Raw genomic sequence first — 18437 nt, 5'->3', positions numbered from 1 at the left:
ACGCTGGCGATCACCCGGTCTTCGCTGTCGAACGGCAGGATTCCGGGGCCCGCAACCCGCCCCGGCCGCCGCCGCCGCGGCGCCCGCGGCGGCGGCGGTCGTCACGCCACCCGAACCGTCGATCGCCGCGCGGTTGCAGGAGCTGAAGGATCTGCACGCCAGTGGGGCGCTGACCGACGACGAATACACGAGCCGGCGCGCGTCGATCATCTCCGAAATCTAGGAGCTCGCTCGGCGGCGCCGGGTGAATTAGAACACGTTTCAGTTGCGCTGCTAGCCTGGCTTGATCTATCGGCGGTCGAAGGGGTTAGACGTGGCTGGACAGGCCGGAGCACTGCAGGGACGGGTCGCATTCATCACCGGGGCCGCCCGCGGGCAGGGGCGCTCGCACGCGGTGCGGCTGGCCCGCGAGGGCGCCGATATCATCGCGCTGGACATCTGCGCGCCGGCGTCCGCCAGCGCGACGTTATTGGCCTTCAGGATCTGCAGGATCTCCATCAGCGGGCCCGTCTGCCCGCTCAGGTCGTAGGTCTTGTTGTCCTCGGCCACGGTGAACTGCGCGGGCACCAGCCCGTTGACCAGAGCGCTTCGCTCCCAGTCAATCCGGTATTCGCTGGTGGTGGGGTTGACCAGGACCACCACCTTGCGGGCGTTGAGGTTGCCGAGCCGGGTGACGCTGGCGATCACCCGGTCTTCGCTGTCGAACGGCAGGATTCCGGGGCCCGCGATGTGCAGGTGCACCTTGACGACCTGCTGGTTGTTCACCCAGGTCCCGGTTTCGGTGATCCCGGTGATCTGAGCGAGCGCCAACACCCCGTTCTGCTCGAGGGCGGCCACCTTAGCCGACGACTTGGCCCCATAGTTTGCCAACGCGAGCGCGACCAACACGTCGGCCACGGTGATCAGCAGGCCGACGTAGAGCATCCACTGCAGCAGGTTGTCGAGCCCGAGCGTGAAGTACACGACCAAGAAGATCGGTCCGACCAGACCGCCGCACAGCAAAACCACCAACTGTGCCTTAAGGTAGCGCGCTAACACATGCCCCTCCTGTCACTTACTGGGGAATCCGTGTCAGATTAGCGCCCACGGAGTCGCGGCGAACCCGATACACGCAAACCGCGTCAGGTCACCGCTCGGGGGGCGCGACCGGCACCCGCTTGACCGGCGTGCCCGCCTGGGTCTCCGGCTGCGCGGCGGCCGCTGGGTGCGGCACGGTGCGCGCCGACACCGGCATCGTCGAAGCCGCGGAAGTCTGCGGCGGCACTCCGGTCGGCGGGGCCACGGCGGAAGCGCCGGCCGGCGTCGCCACCGACGCCGTTGGCTGGACGGTGGCCGGAGATGTCGCCGGCGCGTAAGCCGGCGTCACGACTCGCGCCGCGCCGGCCCGCGTGGTGGCCGAGGCCAGCGTCGCCGATCCCGCCGGAGCCGCCGCAACCGGCGTGCCGGCCGATGCCGGCGGCGTCGCGGCCGCCACCCGCGTCACCGCCGCCGCCAGCGGTCCCGGGGGCGCGGCCGGTGCGGACGTACCCACGGCGCCGGCGCTGACCGCCGGTACCTGTGCGGCCACCGACGCCTGGGCCGCCGCGGCCCGCAGCGGCGCGGCGTTGGCGGCCTCGGCGAACGCGTAGTGTGCCGCACTACCGTTCATCAGCTCGACGAACTGGCTGTGGAACGCGGTCGCCTGGGCGCTGAGCGCCTGATAGACCTGGGAGTGCGCATCGAAGAGTGCGGCGATACTCGCCGACACCTCATCGGCGCCGGGGGCCAGCACACCCGATGTCGGACCAAACGCGGCGGTGTTGGCAGAGGTGATCGTCGACCCGATAGTGGCCAGGTCCCCCGCGGCTGCCTCGACGAATTCGGGCGTCGCTTGAACGAACGACATGCCAACCCCCCGCAACGCTACCGTCAGGAAAAGATGGGCAAATCCTAAACCAGGCGGCCCCGCTACCGCAGGGACTCTTCCGCTTTGGTCCGAGCCAGTTAGGCGCACAAAGCCCGGATTGCCGACTCGGCAATCCGGGCTTTGTGGCGATTCGAATTACTTGATGATCTTGACGACCCGGCCGGCGCCGACGGTGCGGCCACCCTCACGGATCGCGAACCGCAGGCCGTCGTCCATGGCGACGGGCTGGATCAGCTTCACCGAGATGTTGGTGTTGTCACCGGGCATCACCATTTCGGTGCCCTCCGGCAGCGTCACCACACCGGTCACGTCGGTGGTGCGGAAGTAGAACTGCGGACGGTAGTTGTTGAAGAACGGCGTGTGCCGACCGCCCTCGTCCTTGGACAGGATGTAGACCTGGCCCTCGAACTCGGTGTGCGGGGTGGTGGTGCCGGGCTTGGTCACGACCTGACCGCGCTCGACGTCCTCACGCTTGATACCGCGCAGCAACAGCCCGACGTTGTCGCCGGCCTGACCCTGGTCGAGCAGCTTGCGGAACATCTCGACACCGGTGACGGTGGTCTTGGTGCTGGTCGGCTTGATACCGACGATCTCGACCTCTTCGTTGACGTTGATGATGCCGCGCTCGACACGGCCCGTGACCACCGTGCCACGGCCGGTGATCGTGAAGACGTCCTCGACAGGCATCAGGAACGGCTTCTCCGTCTCGCGGACCGGGTCCGGGATCGACTCGTCGACGGCCTCCATCAACTGCTCGACCGACTCGACCCACTTGGCGTCGCCCTCGAGGGCCTTGAGCGCCGAGACCCGCACGACGGGGGCGTCCTCGTCGAACTCCTGGGCGGCCAGCAGTTCGCGGACCTCCATCTCGACGAGCTCCAGCAGCTCCTCGTCGTCGACCATGTCGGCCTTGTTCAGCGCGACCAGGATGTAGGGCACGCCGACCTGACGGGCCAGCAGCACGTGCTCACGGGTCTGCGGCATCGGGCCGTCGGTGGCGGCCACCACCAGGATGGCGCCGTCCATCTGGGCCGCACCGGTGATCATGTTCTTGATGTAGTCGGCGTGGCCCGGGGCGTCGACGTGGGCGTAGTGACGCTTCTCCGTCTGGTACTCCACGTGGGAGATGTTGATGGTGATACCGCGCTGACGCTCCTCGGGCGCGTTGTCGATCTGGTCGAACGCGCGGGACTCGTTCAGGTTGGGGTACTTGTCGTGCAGAACCTTGGTGATAGCCGCGGTCAGCGTGGTCTTGCCGTGGTCAACGTGACCAATGGTCCCGATGTTGACGTGCGGCTTCGTCCGCTCGAACTTCGCCTTCGCCACTTCTGTGTCCTCCTGGACTAGTTGGTGCTTGTTAAAGCAGTGTTGGTGTTTTCAGTTGTGCCGCGTCCAAGGCATTCCAATGACCCGGCAAGATTACTCCCAGCAGATTTTTACTGACCCGTCGCTTTCGCGATGATCTCCTTCGACACGTTCGCCGGCACTTCGGCGTACGAGTCGAACACCATGGAGTAATTCGCCCGGCCTTGAGTCTTGGACCTCAGGTCGCCGACGTAGCCGAACATCTCCGACAACGGCACGTGCGCCTTGACAACGCGCGCACCGCTCCGCTCCTCCATGGCCTGGATCTGGCCACGGCGGGAGTTCAGGTCGCCGATCACGTCGCCCATGTAGTCCTCGGGCGTGGTGACCTCGACGGCCATGATCGGTTCCAGGATGACCGGCTGCGCTTGCTGCGCAGCCTTTTTCAGTACCTGCGAACCGGCGATCTTGAACGCCATCTCCGACGAGTCGACCTCGTGGAACGCCCCGTCGAGCAGGGTGACCTTCAAGTTCACCAGCGGGTAGCCGGCCAGCACGCCGTACTGCATCGCGTCCTGGGCTCCGGCGTCCACCGACGGGATGTACTCACGCGGGATACGGCCACCGGTGACCTTGTTCTCGAACTCGTAGGTCGCACCGTCCTCACCGTGGAACGGCTCGAGGTTGATCAGCACCTTCGCGAACTGGCCCGAGCCACCCGTCTGCTTCTTGTGGGTGAACTCGACCTTCTCCGCCACGCGACGGATGGTCTCCTTGTAGGCGACCTGCGGCTTACCGACGTTCGCCTCGACCTTGAACTCGCGCCGCATCCGGTCCACCAGGATGTCCAGGTGCAGCTCGCCCATGCCACCGATGACGGTCTGGCCGGTCTCGGTGTCCTGGTGCACCTTGAAGGTCGGGTCTTCCTCGGCGAGCTTCTGGATCGACAGCGACAGCTTCTCCTGGTCGCTCTTCGTCTTGGGCTCGATGGCCACCTCGATGACCGGGTCGGGGAAGGTCATCGACTCCAGCACGATCTGCTGGTTCGGGTCGCTCAGGGTGTCACCCGTGGTGGTGTCCTTGAGCCCGATCACGGCATAGATGTGACCGGCCGAGGCCGTCTCCACCGGGTTCTCCTTATTGGAGTGCATCTGGAACAGCTTGCCCAGGCGCTCCTTTTTGCCCTTGGTGGCGTTGATGACCTGGCTGCCGGAGTCGACCTTGCCCGAGTACACCCGGACGTATGTCAGCTTGCCGAAGAAGGGGTGCGTCGCGACCTTGAACGCGAGCGCGGAGAACGGCTCGTCGGTCGACGGGTTGCGGGTGACCTCTTCGTCCTCCTTGCCCGGAACGTGGCCGACGGCGGGCGGCACGTCCAGCGGCGAGGGCAGGTAGTCGATGACGGCGTCCAGCATCGGCTGCACACCCTTGTTCTTGAAGGCACTGCCGCACAGCACCGGGTAGGCCTCCGAGCTGATGGTCAGCTTGCGGATCGCACCCTTGATCTCCTCGATCGTGAGTTCTTCGCCGCCGAGGTATTTGTCCAGCAGCGCCTCATCGGTCTCGGCGACGGCCTCGAGCAACTTGGTGCGGTACTCGTCAGCCTTCTCCTGCAGCTCGGCGGGGATATCGATGGTGTCGTAGGTCTCGCCGAGCTTGGTCTCGCCGCGCCACACCTTCGCGTTCATCTCGACCAGGTCGATGATGCCCTCGAAGTCGCCCTCGGAGCCGACGGGCAGCTGAATCGGGATGGCGTTGGCGCCGAGCCGCTCCTCCATGGTCCTCACCGAGAAGTAGAAGTCGGCCCCGATCTTGTCCATCTTGTTGACGAAGCAGATGCGCGGGACGTCGTACTTGTCGGCCTGCCGCCAGACCTGCTCGGACTGCGGCTCGACACCCTCCTTGCCGTCGAAGACGGCCACGGCACCGTCGAGCACGCGCAGGCTGCGCTCCACCTCGACGGTGAAGTCGACGTGCCCGGGGGTGTCGATGATGTTGATCTGGTTGTCTTTCCAGAAGCAGGTGGTAGCCGCGGAGGTGATGGTGATCCCCCGCTCCTGCTCCTGCTCCATCCAGTCCATGGTGGCGGCGCCGTCGTGCACCTCACCGATCTTGTAGCTGATACCGGTGTAGTAGAGGATGCGCTCGGTCGTCGTCGTCTTGCCGGCGTCGATGTGCGCCATGATTCCGATGTTGCGGACCTTGGTCAGGTCGGTCAGCACGTCCTTCTGTGCCACAGAAGTCTTCCCACTCTTTCGATTGCTTGGTTAGTTCGCTGTCGGTTGGCGCCCGGCCACACTGCCTTTGGCGCCGTTGGAGCCCCTACCAGCGATAGTGCGCGAAGGCGCGGTTGGCCTCGGCCATCTTGTGGGTGTCCTCGCGCCGCTTGACGGCGGCACCGAGGCCATTGCTGGCATCCAGGATCTCGTTGGCCAGCCGCTCGACCATGGTCTTCTCGCGGCGTTGCTTGGAGAAGCTGACCAACCAACGCAGAGCCAATGTCACGGAGCGATCCGGACGCACCTCGACGGGGACCTGGTACGTAGCGCCACCGACGCGGCGGCTGCGCACCTCGAGGGAGGGCTTGACGTTGTCCATTGCGCGCTTGAGGGTGATCACCGGGTCGGTACCTGTCTTTTCCCGGGCGTTTTCGAGCGCTCCATAAACAATGCGTTCGGCCAGCGATTTCTTCCCGTCCAGCAGAACTTTGTTCACCAGCTGCGTCACCAGCTGCGACCCGTAGACCGGGTCATTGACCAGCGGGCGCTTCGGCGCGGGCCCCTTGCGCGGCATCAGCTCTTCTCCTTCTTGGCGCCGTAACGGCTGCGAGCCTGCTTGCGGTTCTTGACCCCTTGGGTGTCGAGCGAACCGCGGATGATCTTGTAGCGGACACCGGGCAAGTCCTTCACACGGCCACCACGCACCAGCACCATCGAGTGCTCCTGCAGGTTGTGGCCTTCGCCGGGGATGTAGGCGGTGACCTCAACCTGGCTCGTCAGCTTCACGCGGGCGACCTTCCGAAGCGCCGAGTTCGGCTTCTTCGGGGTGGTGGTGTACACGCGGGTGCATACGCCACGGCGCTGCGGGCTGCCCTTCAGGGCCGCGGTCTTGACCTTGGCGACCTTGTCGCGGCGACCCTTGCGGACCAGCTGCTGAATGGTTGGCATCTACCGGCTTTCTGTGTTCGTGTTCGGCATACTTCCAGCGTTCTCAAGTCTGTGTACTGCAGTTATGTCCGGCCGCGTCACCCCGCGCCCGGGTGTGTCGCATGCGCTGCGCACCGGAGGAGGCCCGATGCTTCGTGGACACGCGAATTCGCCCGGCATCCACTCCCTTACGGTTAGGCGCCGTAAGCCGCCAGGCACGAGGGACCACAATACCCGCCGCCGGTCTCGCAGGTCAAAGCGGCGGCGGCGCCAGTGGTGATCGCAAGCGCGGCGTAGCCGGGCGCTGCGGGTCGCCACCATCGGCGCCAGTGGCGGAGTACTGGCTACTGCAGGGCACCATCGGCGGCGGTGCGCCTTTCCAGGCCCGCCGCCAGCCGCAGCACCATGTCGGAGAACAACGCGTCGGTGTCGATCTCATCCATCACACCGGTCATCTCCAGCAAAACGAACCCGTGCATCGCGGACCAGAACTCGATTGCCGCGTAGAAGGCCGCCTCGCCGTCCAGGCCGTAGGAGGACAACACCGCGATCACCGGTGCGGCCGCGCCACGGGTCGCGGCCGTGTATTCGGGATCGTCGCCGCCCAACGGCATCCGCGTGAAGGCCGAGTAGCGGCCGGGGTGGTGGTGGGCGTAGCTGCGGTAGGCGCCGGCCATCACCAGCACCGCGTCATCGCGGGCACGGCCCTCGCCAACGCGGTTGAGCATCGTGATGATGTCGTCGATGACGCGGATCCGCACCGCGCGCCGCAAATCCTCCAGGCTGTCGACGTGGTTGTACAGCGACGGCCCCTTGGTGCCCAGCTGCATCGCCAGCGCGTTGATGGTCAGAGCGTCCCAGCCCTCGCGATCCAGAAACGTCAGGGCGCCGTCGATGATCCCGTCCCGGCTCAGCTTGGCCGGACGGGAGGCGGGCCGTCCCGCGCGTGGGCGCCCGGCCGCAGGCGGCGGATCCGGTGGAACTGCCATGGCGTCGCCCTTCGATCGCATGAACGGGTTGCGGTTAACTAATGACTCTAGTTGACGACCTTCCAGACATTAATCTCATGGGGATAGGAGCGCCGGGCAAAGGAATTCAAAATCTGCCAGTGGGCAGGCAAATGGACGTAATGTCATGCTTGCCTCGTTTCGAGCAGCCGACCCGTCCAAGAGGGGGCCCGCAGTGAAGTGGACGACCGTCGCAGGGTCACTGGCCGCCTGCGTCATCGCCGTCGTTGCCGCCGCCGCCGCGCCGAACGTAGCGCAGGCCAAGAACGGTGACACCCACATCGTCGGTGAGGACACCGAGCAGACGATCGACTGCAACGACGCCACGTTGATGGTCAACGGCACCGGCAACAACGTCACCGCGCTGGGCAACTGTTACGCCGTCACGGTGATGGGTTCGTCGAACACCGTTGTCGCCGATTCGGTGTCGCACGACATCACCGTGTACGGCTACAACCAGACGGTGTTCTACAAGGGCGGTCAGCCCGCCCTGTGGGACCGCGGCCGCGAACTGGGCATGACCAACCGGCTCCAGCAGGTGCCGGGCTAAATCACGGCACCACAACCGATCAAGAATCGAGGAACCATGCCCGCCTACATTCGTGACCGTTCGCTGCGCCTGGCCGTGTTCGCCATCACGCCGGCCGCCGCAGCCCTAGTGCTGGCCGGCTGCAGTTCGACGGCCGGCCCGCCGGCGGGCTCTTCGACGACCACCACGAAAAGCAGCGCGACGACCGCGACGACCAGTGCCGGCGCCGCCCCGACGACGGGATCGGGCAGTGCGAGCACCACCGCGTCCCTCGAGATCGGAAACACGATGAACTACGGATCGATGGGCACCACCACCACCCTCGACTGCGCCACCGGCAAATCGCTTAACGTCGGTGGCTCGGACAACACGCTGACCGTCACGGGCACCTGCGAGACCGTCACCGTCACCGGCGCCAACAACAAGATCACCTTCGACAAGGTCAACACCCGCATCACCGTGCTGGGGATGGACAACACCCTTACCTACAAGGACGGCGCCCCCAAGGTCGACGAGATCGGCTCGGGCAACACGATCAACAAGGGCGGCTGACCGGTAGTCGTTCGCCGGCATCGGTTTTCACCGGTGCCGCGGTGGCCGGCGCCGCCGAGCGGTCCAGATTTCCGGCGCAGCGTTTGCGGTTGCACCACAACCATTTTCTCTGCCGCTCGAGGTGCCGTGCGCACAGCCGCGGCATATGATCGTGCCGGCAGAACGGAATCCCGGCATGTTCAGCACCAACCACGTCAGCGCCCTGGTTACGGCCTTCGTGGTACTGACCGGCGTCGTCATGCTGCCCCACGACAGTGCGGCGGCCGATCCCAACCCCGACGACCAATTCGTGGCACTGCTCGACCAAAAGCAAATTCCCGCCCTAGAGAATGTGCCGAGCCTCATCGCCACCGCCCACAGGATTTGTCGCCAACTCGACGGCGGAATGCCGGTCGACGGCGTAGTCGACGACATGAAGCAACGGGCGTTCAATGCCAATTCGGGCGGCGGCCCATACCCTCCCGACCGCGTCATGCGCACCGTTGCCCGATTCATCTCCGCCGCGGTCGAGGCCTACTGTCCGAACAATCAAGCGAAGATCGCTTCCATCTCGGCCATGGCGAATCCCGTGCCCGGATCACAGGACCCGACGCAGCGGGGCACCGCGCACACCCGCTACGCCGCCCTGAGGTGGCAGTTTCCCGCGGGGGAGACGGGTCAGCCGGACCCACCGCAACTTCCGCCGGACGCACCGCCGACGGTTCAAATCTTGACGCCGCCCCAGCCGGTGGTGAAACCGCCACCGAAACAGACGCCGCCGGGACCACAACAGGAGCCGCAGCCGGGACCGCAACAGGAGCCGCCCGCCGCTCCCGCGCCGGGCGGCCCTCCCGGCGGTGGCGGAGGTGGTCCGGACTCCCCGCCCACGCCGCCCACGCCGCCCGGCCGGGTAAGGCTGGCACCGTAGGGCAGGAGCGGGCGTCGCTACCCGGCCGCCGCCCCGTACCTAGCCGGCCGGCGCCCCGTGCCGTCCCGCGCCCGCGGCGAAACGCCCGGCGCCTTCGTTCGCCTCCGCGGCCACCCTGGAGATGCTGGCGAATTCGAAGTCCATTGCCTCGGATTCTGTTGTCCCCCATTGGCGTAGCGCCGAGAGCCGGTCCGAACGCAGGCACTGCTGCGGCAGCGCCGCCAGTTGCGCCGCCATCTCCTCTGCGGCCTGCCGCGACTGGCCCTTGGGGACAACCCGATTCGCCAACCCGATGGCCAGGGCCTCATCGGCGGCCACCGCGCGGCCGGTGAGGATCATGTCCATCGCGCGGCTGTGCCCGATGAGCCGGGGCAAGCGCACGGTGCCGCCGTCGATCAGGGGAACCCCCCAGCGCCGGCAGAACACGCCGAACACGGCGTCCTCCTCGGCCACCCGCAGGTCGCACCAGATGGCCAACTCCAGGCCGCCTGCGACGGCGTAACCGCTGACCGCGGCGATGACGGGCTTGGACAGCGCCATCCGCGTCGGGCCCATCGGACCGGGGCCGCTGCGGTGCACGGCGTTGGCGTCGGGGGTGCCGAAGGCCTTCAAATCGGCTCCGGCGCAGAATGTTCCGCCCTCGCCGCACAGCACGGCCACCGACGCGGTGTCATCGCGGTCGAACTCCTCGAACGCCGCATACAGGGCGGCGGCCGTCGGGCCGTTGACCGCGTTGCGGGCCGCCGGTCGGTCGATGATCACCGTGGTCACCGGGCCGTTGCGCTCGATACGCACCGGGTCAGTCATGTCGCCTCCGCAAATAGTGGTTCGCGCCGCCGCAGCAGCTCGGCGGCAAAGTCGTGGTATGCCGTCCGCAATCTGGCGCCGGGCCAGTCGGGCGGCAGTAGCTCTTCGGGCAGCACCGGGTCGGTGAGCAGGTGCCGCACCGTCGCCGCGGCCACCAGAAAACGGCCGGGAATGTCTGGCGCCGCGGACATCTCGTCGAGCAGCCGATGGCCGGTTTGAGCCCAGGCGGGCAGGTCCCACAACTGCGCGGCCAGTTCGGCGGGGTCGTCGTCGCGCGCCCGCAGCACCCTCGCCTGGGCGCTCACCTCGGGACCGGGGTCCGCGTCGATGTTGTCGGGGCGCATCCACACTCCTTCGCGGAGTTCACCGAAGCGCTTGTCGTGCAACGCGGTTCGCAGCGCGGCACGGGTGCGCGCGTCCTTGCCCACGCTGGTCACGATGAGCGTGACCCACTCTCCGCTCCACGGCTGCACACGAGGGTCGATGGCGTCGTCCTGGCGGCGCTGACGGGCCAACAGGCGATCCGAGAGCCGGTAACCGTCCGCGGAGCGGATCAAGTCGCCGGCCCCGACCATGCGGGTCAACGCCACGCGAAGCGTCGACTCCTTGATACCGAAATCGGAAGTGAGCCTGACCAATTCGCTGGCCCGGGCGTGCGCGGGGTGTGCGCCGAGCAACACGCTGAGCACCACCGACCGTGCTGTCATATCCGGCATGGCTACACCCCGGACGCGCGGCGGCCGTGGTCTCCGAAGGGTTCGTCGCGATGCCGCACCGCCTCACGGAATCCGTGCTCGACAGCATCGGCGACGAAGGCGTGGCCCTCGGGCGTGTGCCGGGCGACGCCGTCGAACACGGTGCTGACCATCCTGCTGGTCGCCACACCCTGTTGCAACAGAGCGGAATTCAGCGCGAGTTTGACCATGATCAGCTGGTTGACCGGCACCGCGGCGATCCGCTCGACGAGCCGCTCGGTACGCGCGTCGAGGTCGGCCGGATCCGGCGCCTCGACCGCCCATCCCCACTCGGCGGCCTGCGCGCCGGTGAGGCAATCACCGGTGAACAACAGCCTTTTCGCGCGCTGATCACCCAGGCGGTGCGCCCACAGGCCGGCCGCCGGGACGCCCCACACCCGGGTCGGCGGGTAGCCGATCTTGGCGTCGGCGGCGGCGATCACCTGATCGGCGTGCAGCGCGATGTCGGTGCCGCCGGCCACGCAGTAGCCGTGGATCTTGACCACCGTCGGCTTGTCGGCGTGCATGAGGCTGGAGAAGCCCCGCACGAAGCGACTCATCATCTGGTAGTCGATCATCGGGTCCCACGGTTGGTCCGCCAAATGGTTGACCGCCTGAGTCTTTCCGTCCAGCACGGTGCCCTGATACGCGCCGGTCCCGCCGGCCGACCCGGTGCGATCGGCGTAGGCGCTCAGGTCGAAGCCCGCGCAGAAGCCCTCGCCGCGGCCGGACACCAGGATGACATGAACATTCGGGTCGAGATCGGCGCGCTCCACCAGAGCCGAGAGTTCCAGTGGGGTGTCCGCGACGATCGCGTTGCCCTTGTCCGGCCGGTTGAACGTGATCCGCGCAACCCGATCGGTGACCTCGTAGGTCATCGTTTTGAGGTTGTCGAAGTCGACCGGCCTGATCGCTTGGGTCATTGCCGCCGCTCCTCCTCATCGCTTCGCTCTGCATCGTCGCCGGCGCGGGTCATGTTGCGGCTCAACCCTTGACCAGTGCCCGCTCCAGGATCGGTGCGAGGTCGAGCCCGTCCGGCATGGTGCCGAAGGCACCGCCCCACTGCCGGTCGAGGCGCGTGGTCAGGAACGCCTCGGCGACGGCGGGGTGGCCGTGGCGCACCAGCAGCGAGCCCTGCAGTGCCAGGCAGATGTCCTCGGCCACCTTGCGGCCGCGGTAGGCGATGGTCTCCAGGTCGCCCAGCTGATCGCGCAGCCGCGCGACGTGGTTGGCCAGGCGCGGGTCCTGACCCGCGCCATCGGCGAGCTCGTCGAACAGCACCTCGACGCACTCGGGGCGCGTTGCCATGGCGCGCAACGTGTCCAGTGCGCTGACGTTGCCCGAACCCTCCCAGATGCCCATCAGCGGCGCCTCCCGGTACAGCCGCGGCATGCCGGAGTCCTCGACATAGCCGTTGCCGCCCAAGCACTCCAGCGCCTCGGCGGCGTGCGGCGTGGAGCGCTTGCACACCCAGTACTTGCTTGCCGCCAGGCCGATCCGGCGCAGCAGCGCCTCCCGCTGGTCGCCGCGCACGGCCTTGTCGGTGGCGCCGGCCATCCGCATCGCGACCATGGTGGCCGCCTCCGCCTCGACGGCCAGGTCGGCCAGCACGTTACGCATCAGGGGTTGGTCGATCAGGTAGGCGCCGAACGCCTTTCGGTGCTGGGCATGGTAGATCGCCCGGGTCAGGCCGGTGCGCATGCTGGTGGCGCTGCCCAGCGTGCAGTCCAGCCGGGTGAGGTTGACCATCTCGATGATGGTGGGCACGCCGCGCCCTTCCTCCCCCACCAGCCACGCGATCGCGCCGTCGTATTCGACCTCGCTGGACGCGTTGGCATGGTTGCCGAGCTTGTCCTTGAGCCGCTGCAGGAACATCCGGTTGCGGCTGCCGTCGGGCAGGACTCGCGGCAGCAGGAAGCACGACAGACCACCCGGCGCCTGCGCCAGCACCAGGAAGATGTCGCACATCGGCGCCGAGGTGAACCATTTGTGACCGGTCAGGCTGTAGCTGCCATCGGCGTTCGGGGTCGCCTGCGTGGTGCCGGCGCGCACGTCGGAGCCACCCTGCTTCTCGGTCATCGACATGCCCGCGGTGATGCCCGGCTTGGTGGTGGCGAGCCTGAGCTCGGGATCGTATTCGCGGCTGGTCAACAGCGGCTCATACACCTTGGCCAGCTCGGGATTGAAGCGCAGCGCCGGAACGACGGCATACGTCATCGAGATCGGGCACACGTGGCCCGGTTCCACCGTCCACACCGAAGTTTTGGCGGCGCGCACGACGTGCGCGCCCGGGCGCTCGTCCGCCCAGGGCGCCGCGTGCATGCCGTGGGCGATCGCGGCGCGCATCAGCTCGTGGTAGGCCGGGTCGTATTCGACCTCGTCGACGCGGTGACCGTTGCGGTCGTGGGTGTGCAAGACGGGCCGGTTGCGGTCGGCGAGCTCGCCCCAGCGCTGCGCCTGGTGCGTGGCCGAGAGCGCACCCACCTCGTTCACCTCGTCTAGGCCCCATTGCCCGCCCTCGCGGATCAGGGCCTCGATCAGCACCGCCGAGCTGGCGGGATTGTGGTTCTCCAGGGGCGGGACCTGGTTGGTGACGACATGCGTATCCGGCATGCCCCTATGTTACATTTTCTCGACAGTTGCACAAGAGGTGTAATAGCCGGGGGTCAGCCCTTGGTGTTCTCCCGCAGGAAGGCGATGTCGTCCTTGCGGCCCTCGTCCGCCGTTTCGCAGATCACCGGCGCATCGGCGGCCTCGACCACGGCGACGAGCAGCGCCGGATCGATCTGGCCGGTGCCGAAATTGGCGTGCCGGTCGGCACCGGAGCCCGCCGCGTCCCTCGAGTCGTTGCAGTGCACCAGGTCGATGCGGCCGGTCAGGGCCTTGATCCGGTCGACCGCATCGATCAGGGCCTCACCGGCGGCCCAAGCGTGACAGGTGTCCAGGCAAAAGCCGATTCCCTTGTCGCCGATGTGATCCCACAGTTTGCCGATGGTGTCGAAGTAGCGGGCCATCGCGTGGTCGCCGCCGGCGGTGTTCTCCAGATACACCTGCACGTCTGTTTCCAGGTAGTCCAGCGCCTTGACCCAGCGCTCGAAACCGGCTTCCATGTCGTCGTCGTCGGCGTGGCCGCCGTGCACGATGACCGCCGTCGCGTTGATTTCCGCGGCCGCGTCGCAGGTGTCCTGCAAGATTTTGCGCGACGGGATCCGGATGCGGTTGTTCGCCGATGCGACGTTGATGAGGTACGGCGCATGGACGTAGAGCGGCACGCTCGACGCTTTGAGCGCCTCGGCGTCGTCGCGGGGTTTGGGTTTCTTCCAGCTCTGCGGGTTGCCGAGGAAGAACTGCACGACGTCGGCGCCGTCGGCTTGCGCGGCGGCCAGCGGGTCGTCGTTGTGGACGTGTGAACCGATGAGCACGTCGGCCAGTCTAGTGACGGGCCCCGACGCACTCAGAGGTCGGCCGCGAACGTGAAGCTAGTTCGGCGCCGAGTGTGAAGTGAGCTTCCCGTTCGGCGGCACAACGCACGAAAAAGCCCCGGGCGAACCCGGGGCTTTTTCGTTGTGGACTAGCGGTAGTCGCTGTAGCCGTAGTCGTCCAGCGGCACCGCGGCGCCGGTGGCCTGGCCGAAGTCCGGGCTGTAGTACTGATCCTCGTAGGACGGGATCGTGTACGCGGCGGCCCGGGCCTCCTCGGTCGGCTGCACCTGGATGTTGCGGTACCGGTTGATACCGGTACCGGCCGGGATCAGCTTTCCGATGATCACGTTCTCCTTCAGACCGTTGAGCTTGTCGCTGCGGCAGTTGATCGCCGCATCGGTCAGCACTCGCGTGGTCTCCTGGAACGACGCCGCACTCAGCCACGAGTCGGTGGCCAGCGACGCCTTCGTGATACCCATCAGGACCGGACGTCCGGCCGCGGGCTCGCCGCCCTCGGCCACCACCCGGCGGTTCTCCGCCTCGAACTCCGCGCGGTCGATCAGCGAGCCGGGCAGGAACTCCGTCGAGCCCGAGTCGATGATGGTGACGCGGCGCAGCATCTGGCGAACGATCACCTCGATGTGCTTGTCGTGGATCGACACACCCTGGGCGCGGTAGACCTCCTGGACCTCGCGGACCAGGTGGATCTGCACCTCGCGGGGGCCCTGCACGCGCAGCACCTCGTGCGGGTCGGCCGAGCCCTCCATCAGCTGCTGGCCCACCTCGACGTGGTCGCCGTCGGACAGCACCCGCTCGGAACCGTCTTCGTGCTTGAACACACGCAGCCGCTGCCGCTTGGAGAGCTTGTCGTACACGACCTCTTCGCTGCCGTCGTCGGGAACGATGGTGATCTTGTAGAACCGCTCACCGTCCTCGAGACGCACCCGACCGGTGACGTCGGCGATCGGCGCCTTGCCGCGCGGGATGCGGGCCTCGAACAGCTCCTGCACACGGGGCAGCCCGCCGGTGATGTCCTCACCGACACCACCCTGGTGGAAGGTACGCATGGTCAGCTGGGTACCGGGCTCACCGATGGACTGCGCCGCGACGATACCGACCGCCTCGCCGATGTCGACCAGCTTCCCGGTGGCCATGGACCGCCCGTAACAAGTCGCGCACACGCCGGTGCCGGTGGTGCACGTCAGCACCGAGCGCACCTTGATCTGCGTGATGCCCGCGGCCAGCAGGGCCTCGATCGACGGGTCGCCCAGATCCTCGCCGCGCGCGACGACGACATTGCCGGCCTCGTCGACCGCGTCGGCGCCCAGAGTCCGCGCGTACGCCGAGGTTTCGATGTACGGGTCGCGGATCAGGGTGCCGTCCGGCTGACGCTCGGCCAGCTCGACGATGATGCCCCGCTCGGTCTCGCAGTCGTGCTCGCGGACGATGACGTCCTGGCTGACGTCCACCAGACGACGGGTCAGGTAACCCGAGTCGGCGGTACGCAACGCGGTGTCCGCCAGGCCCTTTCGAGCGCCGTGCGTGTTGATGAAGTACTCCAGCACGGTCAGGCCCTCACGGAACGACGACTTGACCGGACGCGGGATGAACTCACCCTTCGGGTTGGTCACCAGACCCTTCATGCCGGCCAGCGTTCGCGTCTGGGTGAAGTTACCCGTGGCGCCCGAGTCCACGATCGTGATGATCGGGTTGTCGGCCGGGTAGTGCTCACGCAGCGCCTGACCGACCTCGTCGGTGGCTTCCTTCCAGATCTCGACTAGCGCCTCGTTGCGCTCGTCGTGGTTCAAAGCACCACGCTGGAACTGCTTTTCGACCTTTTCGGCGCGGTCCTCGTACTGGTCGAGGATCTCCTTCTTGCGCGGCGGGACGAGCACGTCGGCCATCGAGACCGTGACACCGCTGCGGGTCGCCCAGTAGAAGCCGGCGTCCTTGAGCTTGTCCACGGTCTGCGCGACGACGATCATCGGGTAGCGCTCGGCCAGATCGTTGATGATCGACGCCTGCACCTTCTTGTGCATCTGCTTGTTGACGAACGGGTAGCCCACCGGCAGCAGTTCGTTGAAAAGCACACGGCCCAAAGTGGTCTCGGCCATCCAGGCGTCGCCCGGCTGCCAGCCGTTGGCGCCGAACAGCTCGGCCTCGATCTCCGTGGGCGGGCGCAACTGGGTCAGCCGCACCTTGATCTTGGCCCGCACCGACAGCACGCCACGGTCGGCCGCCATGATCGCCTCGGCCGGCGAGGAGTAAACCCCGACCTCGGGCTCGTCCTTGGCGGCGGCCTTGAATTCGCCCTTGTCACCCTCGACCTCGGTGGTCAGGAAGTACAGACCGGTCACCATGTCCAGACGCGGCATGGCCAGCGGACGGCCGGACGCCGGAGACAGGATGTTGTTGCTCGACAGCATCAGGATGCGGGCCTCGGCCTGCGCCTCGGCGGAAAGCGGCAGGTGCACCGCCATCTGGTCACCGTCGAAGTCGGCGTTGAACGCCTCACACACCAGCGGGTGCAGCTGGATTGCCTTGCCTTCCACCAGCATTGGCTCGAAGGCCTGGATACCCAGCCGGTGCAGGGTGGGTGCGCGGTTCAGCAGCACCGGGTGCTCGGCGATGACCTCTTCGAGGACATCCCACACCTGGGGACGCTGACGCTCCACCATGCGCTTGGCGCTCTTGATGTTCTGCGCGTGGTTGAGGTCGACCAGTCGCTTCATCACGAACGGCTTGAACAGCTCCAGCGCCATCAGCTTGGGCAGACCGCACTGGTGCAGCTTGAGCTGCGGACCGACCACGATGACCGAACGGCCCGAGTAGTCGACACGCTTACCGAGCAGGTTCTGGCGGAACCGGCCCTGCTTACCCTTCAACAGATCCGACAGCGACTTCAGCGGGCGGTTACCCGGCCCGGTGACCGGGCGGCCGCGACGGCCGTTGTCGAACAGCGCGTCCACGGACTCCTGCAGCATCCGCTTCTCGTTGTTGACGATGATCTCGGGCGCGCCGAGGTCGATCAGCCTCTTGAGGCGGTTGTTGCGGTTGATCACGCGGCGGTACAGGTCATTCAGGTCCGACGTGGCGAACCGGCCACCGTCGAGCTGAACCATCGGGCGCAGCTCCGGCGGGATCACCGGAACGGCGTCGAGCACCATACCCATCGGCGAGTTGCCCGACTGCTGGAACGCGGCGACGACCTTCAGCCGCTTGAGGGCGCGAAGCTTCTTCTGCCCCTTGCCGTTCCGGATGACGTCACGCAGGATCTCGGCCTCGGCGTCGATGTCGAAGTTCTCGATCAGCTTCTGGATCGACTCCGCACCCATGGCGCCGGTGAAGTACTCACCGAAGCGGTCGATCAGCTCGCGGTAGAGGTTCTCGTCGACGATGAGCTGCTTGGGGGCCAGCTTGGTGAAGGTCGTCCAGATCTCCTCGAGCCGGTCCAGCTCACGCTGGGCCCGGTCGCGCAGCTGACGCATCTCGCGCTCGCCGCCGTCGCGGACCTTGCGGCGCGCGTCGGCCTTGGCGCCCTCGGCCTCCAGCTCGGCCAGGTCGGCCTCGAGCTTCTGGGCACGGGCCTCCAGGTCGGCATCGCGCTGGTCCTCAATGGCCTTGCGCTCCACCATCATTTCGGCCTCGAGCGTCGAGAGCTCGTTGTGGCGCATCTCGTCGTCGACCGAGGTGATCACGTAGGCGGCGAAGTAGATGATCTTCTCGAGATCCTTCGGCGCCAGGTCGAGCAGATATCCCAGCCGCGACGGCACGCCCTTGAAGTACCAGATGTGCGTGACGGGCGCGGCCAGCTCGATGTGGCCCATCCGCTCGCGACGCACCTTGGCGCGGGTCACCTCGACGCCGCAGCGCTCACAGATGATGCCCTTGAAGCGGACACGCTTGTACTTGCCGCAGTAGCACTCCCAGTCGCGAGTCGGTCCGAAGATCTTCTCGCAGAACAGGCCGTCCTTCTCGGGCTTCAGCGTGCGGTAGTTGATCGTCTCCGGCTTCTTGACCTCGCCGTAAGACCATTGCCTGATGTCCTCCGCGGTGGCCAGACCGATACGGAGTTCATCGAAGAAGTTGACGTCGAGCACGTAACTCCCTTTCCCCTTGCGG

Annotated in this window: 17 protein-coding genes and 1 pseudogene; 6 read left to right on the top strand and 12 right to left on the bottom strand. The window is 66.9% G+C overall.

All coding sequences use genetic code 11. The features are described 5' to 3' along the window. The 3 genes and pseudogenes from A5652_RS28300 to A5652_RS29070 form a co-directional block, all read left to right on the top strand. Positions 1-223, top strand: a 223-nt coding sequence (locus A5652_RS28300) for an SHOCT domain-containing protein (protein WP_232001071.1), incomplete at its 5' end; no start/stop codon positions are given. Between the two features lie 90 nt (positions 224-313). Next, positions 314-466 (top strand): annotated as a pseudogene (locus A5652_RS26355) (SDR family mycofactocin-dependent oxidoreductase); the annotation flags it as partial. 66 nt (positions 467-532) lie between these two features. After that, entirely contained in the window at positions 533-799 is a 267-nt protein-coding gene (locus tag A5652_RS29070) for a hypothetical protein (protein ID WP_369805733.1), read from the top strand. 327 nt (positions 800-1126) lie between these two features. On the opposite strand, the gene A5652_RS29010 is transcribed toward A5652_RS29070, so the two are convergent. The 6 genes from A5652_RS29010 to A5652_RS02870 all read right to left on the bottom strand — a co-directional run bounded on the left by A5652_RS29010 (position 1127) and on the right by A5652_RS02870 (position 7346). Beyond that, positions 1127-1885, bottom strand: a complete 759-nt coding sequence (locus tag A5652_RS29010) for a PE family protein (RefSeq protein WP_067346451.1) — start codon at positions 1883-1885, stop codon at positions 1127-1129. Positions 1886-2041: 156 nt separating this feature from the next. Next, positions 2042-3232 carry an elongation factor Tu gene (gene tuf, locus A5652_RS02890; RefSeq protein ID WP_044483827.1) on the bottom strand — a complete coding sequence of 397 codons (1191 nt, stop codon included), beginning with the start codon at positions 3230-3232 and terminating at the stop codon, positions 2042-2044. Positions 3233-3342: 110 nt separating this feature from the next. After that, positions 3343-5448 carry an elongation factor G gene (gene fusA, locus A5652_RS02885; RefSeq protein ID WP_067346450.1) on the bottom strand — a complete coding sequence of 702 codons (2106 nt, stop codon included), beginning with the start codon at positions 5446-5448 and terminating at the stop codon, positions 3343-3345. 85 nt (positions 5449-5533) lie between these two features. Beyond that, complete coding sequence (gene rpsG / locus A5652_RS02880) at positions 5534-6004, bottom strand: 30S ribosomal protein S7 (RefSeq protein WP_007767793.1); 471 nt, start codon at positions 6002-6004, stop codon at positions 5534-5536. After that, complete coding sequence (gene rpsL / locus A5652_RS02875; RefSeq protein WP_007767794.1) at positions 6004-6378, bottom strand: 30S ribosomal protein S12; 375 nt, start codon at positions 6376-6378, stop codon at positions 6004-6006. The genes rpsG and rpsL overlap by 1 nt, the downstream gene beginning before the upstream one ends. 323 nt (positions 6379-6701) lie before the next feature. Then, entirely contained in the window at positions 6702-7346 is a 645-nt protein-coding gene (locus tag A5652_RS02870) for a TetR/AcrR family transcriptional regulator (protein ID WP_067346456.1), read from the bottom strand. Positions 7347-7539: 193 nt separating this feature from the next. On the opposite strand from A5652_RS02870, the gene A5652_RS02865 reads away from it, so the two are divergent. From A5652_RS02865 to A5652_RS02855, 3 genes are all read left to right on the top strand, one after another. Then, positions 7540-7914: a DUF3060 domain-containing protein gene (locus A5652_RS02865; protein WP_067346449.1), complete on the top strand. Its 375-nt coding sequence runs from the start codon at positions 7540-7542 to the stop codon at positions 7912-7914. A 36-nt stretch (positions 7915-7950) separates the two neighbouring features. Continuing rightward, on the top strand, positions 7951-8445 hold the full coding sequence (locus A5652_RS02860) for a DUF3060 domain-containing protein (RefSeq protein ID WP_067346448.1): 495 nt from the start codon (positions 7951-7953) through the stop codon (positions 8443-8445). 175 nt (positions 8446-8620) lie between these two features. Further along, complete coding sequence (locus A5652_RS02855) at positions 8621-9352, top strand: DUF732 domain-containing protein (RefSeq protein WP_067346454.1); 732 nt, start codon at positions 8621-8623, stop codon at positions 9350-9352. Between the two features lie 39 nt (positions 9353-9391). Here the strand turns inward: A5652_RS02855 and A5652_RS02850 are convergent, their stop codons facing one another. The 6 genes from A5652_RS02850 to A5652_RS02825 all read right to left on the bottom strand — a co-directional run bounded on the left by A5652_RS02850 (position 9392) and on the right by A5652_RS02825 (position 18415). After that, entirely contained in the window at positions 9392-10159 is a 768-nt protein-coding gene (locus tag A5652_RS02850) for a crotonase/enoyl-CoA hydratase family protein (RefSeq protein WP_067346447.1), read from the bottom strand. Beyond that, positions 10156-10875: a PaaX family transcriptional regulator C-terminal domain-containing protein gene (locus A5652_RS02845; protein WP_067346446.1), complete on the bottom strand. Its 720-nt coding sequence runs from the start codon at positions 10873-10875 to the stop codon at positions 10156-10158. Before A5652_RS02845 ends, A5652_RS02850 begins: the two co-directional genes overlap by 4 nt. A gap of 2 nt (positions 10876-10877) precedes the next feature. Next, the gene (locus A5652_RS02840) at positions 10878-11816 is read right to left on the bottom strand and encodes a crotonase/enoyl-CoA hydratase family protein (RefSeq protein WP_067346445.1); all 939 of its coding nucleotides are present in this window, start codon (positions 11814-11816) and stop codon (positions 10878-10880) included. Between the two features lie 61 nt (positions 11817-11877). Then, on the bottom strand, positions 11878-13506 hold the full coding sequence (locus A5652_RS02835) for an acyl-CoA dehydrogenase family protein (RefSeq protein WP_067346436.1): 1629 nt from the start codon (positions 13504-13506) through the stop codon (positions 11878-11880). A gap of 53 nt (positions 13507-13559) precedes the next feature. Then, positions 13560-14315: a deoxyribonuclease IV gene (locus A5652_RS02830; protein ID WP_067346435.1), complete on the bottom strand. Its 756-nt coding sequence runs from the start codon at positions 14313-14315 to the stop codon at positions 13560-13562. A gap of 149 nt (positions 14316-14464) precedes the next feature. Continuing rightward, positions 14465-18415 carry a DNA-directed RNA polymerase subunit beta' gene (locus tag A5652_RS02825; RefSeq protein ID WP_067346434.1) on the bottom strand — a complete coding sequence of 1317 codons (3951 nt, stop codon included), beginning with the start codon at positions 18413-18415 and terminating at the stop codon, positions 14465-14467. Positions 18416-18437: the final 22 nt, after the last annotated feature.

It is taken from the genome of Mycobacterium sp. 1165178.9 (genome assembly GCF_001673555.1).
Taxonomy (GTDB): domain Bacteria; phylum Actinomycetota; class Actinomycetes; order Mycobacteriales; family Mycobacteriaceae; genus Mycobacterium.
Note: the sequence above shows the minus strand (reverse complement) of the source record. Positions and strands in the feature narration are given on the sequence as shown.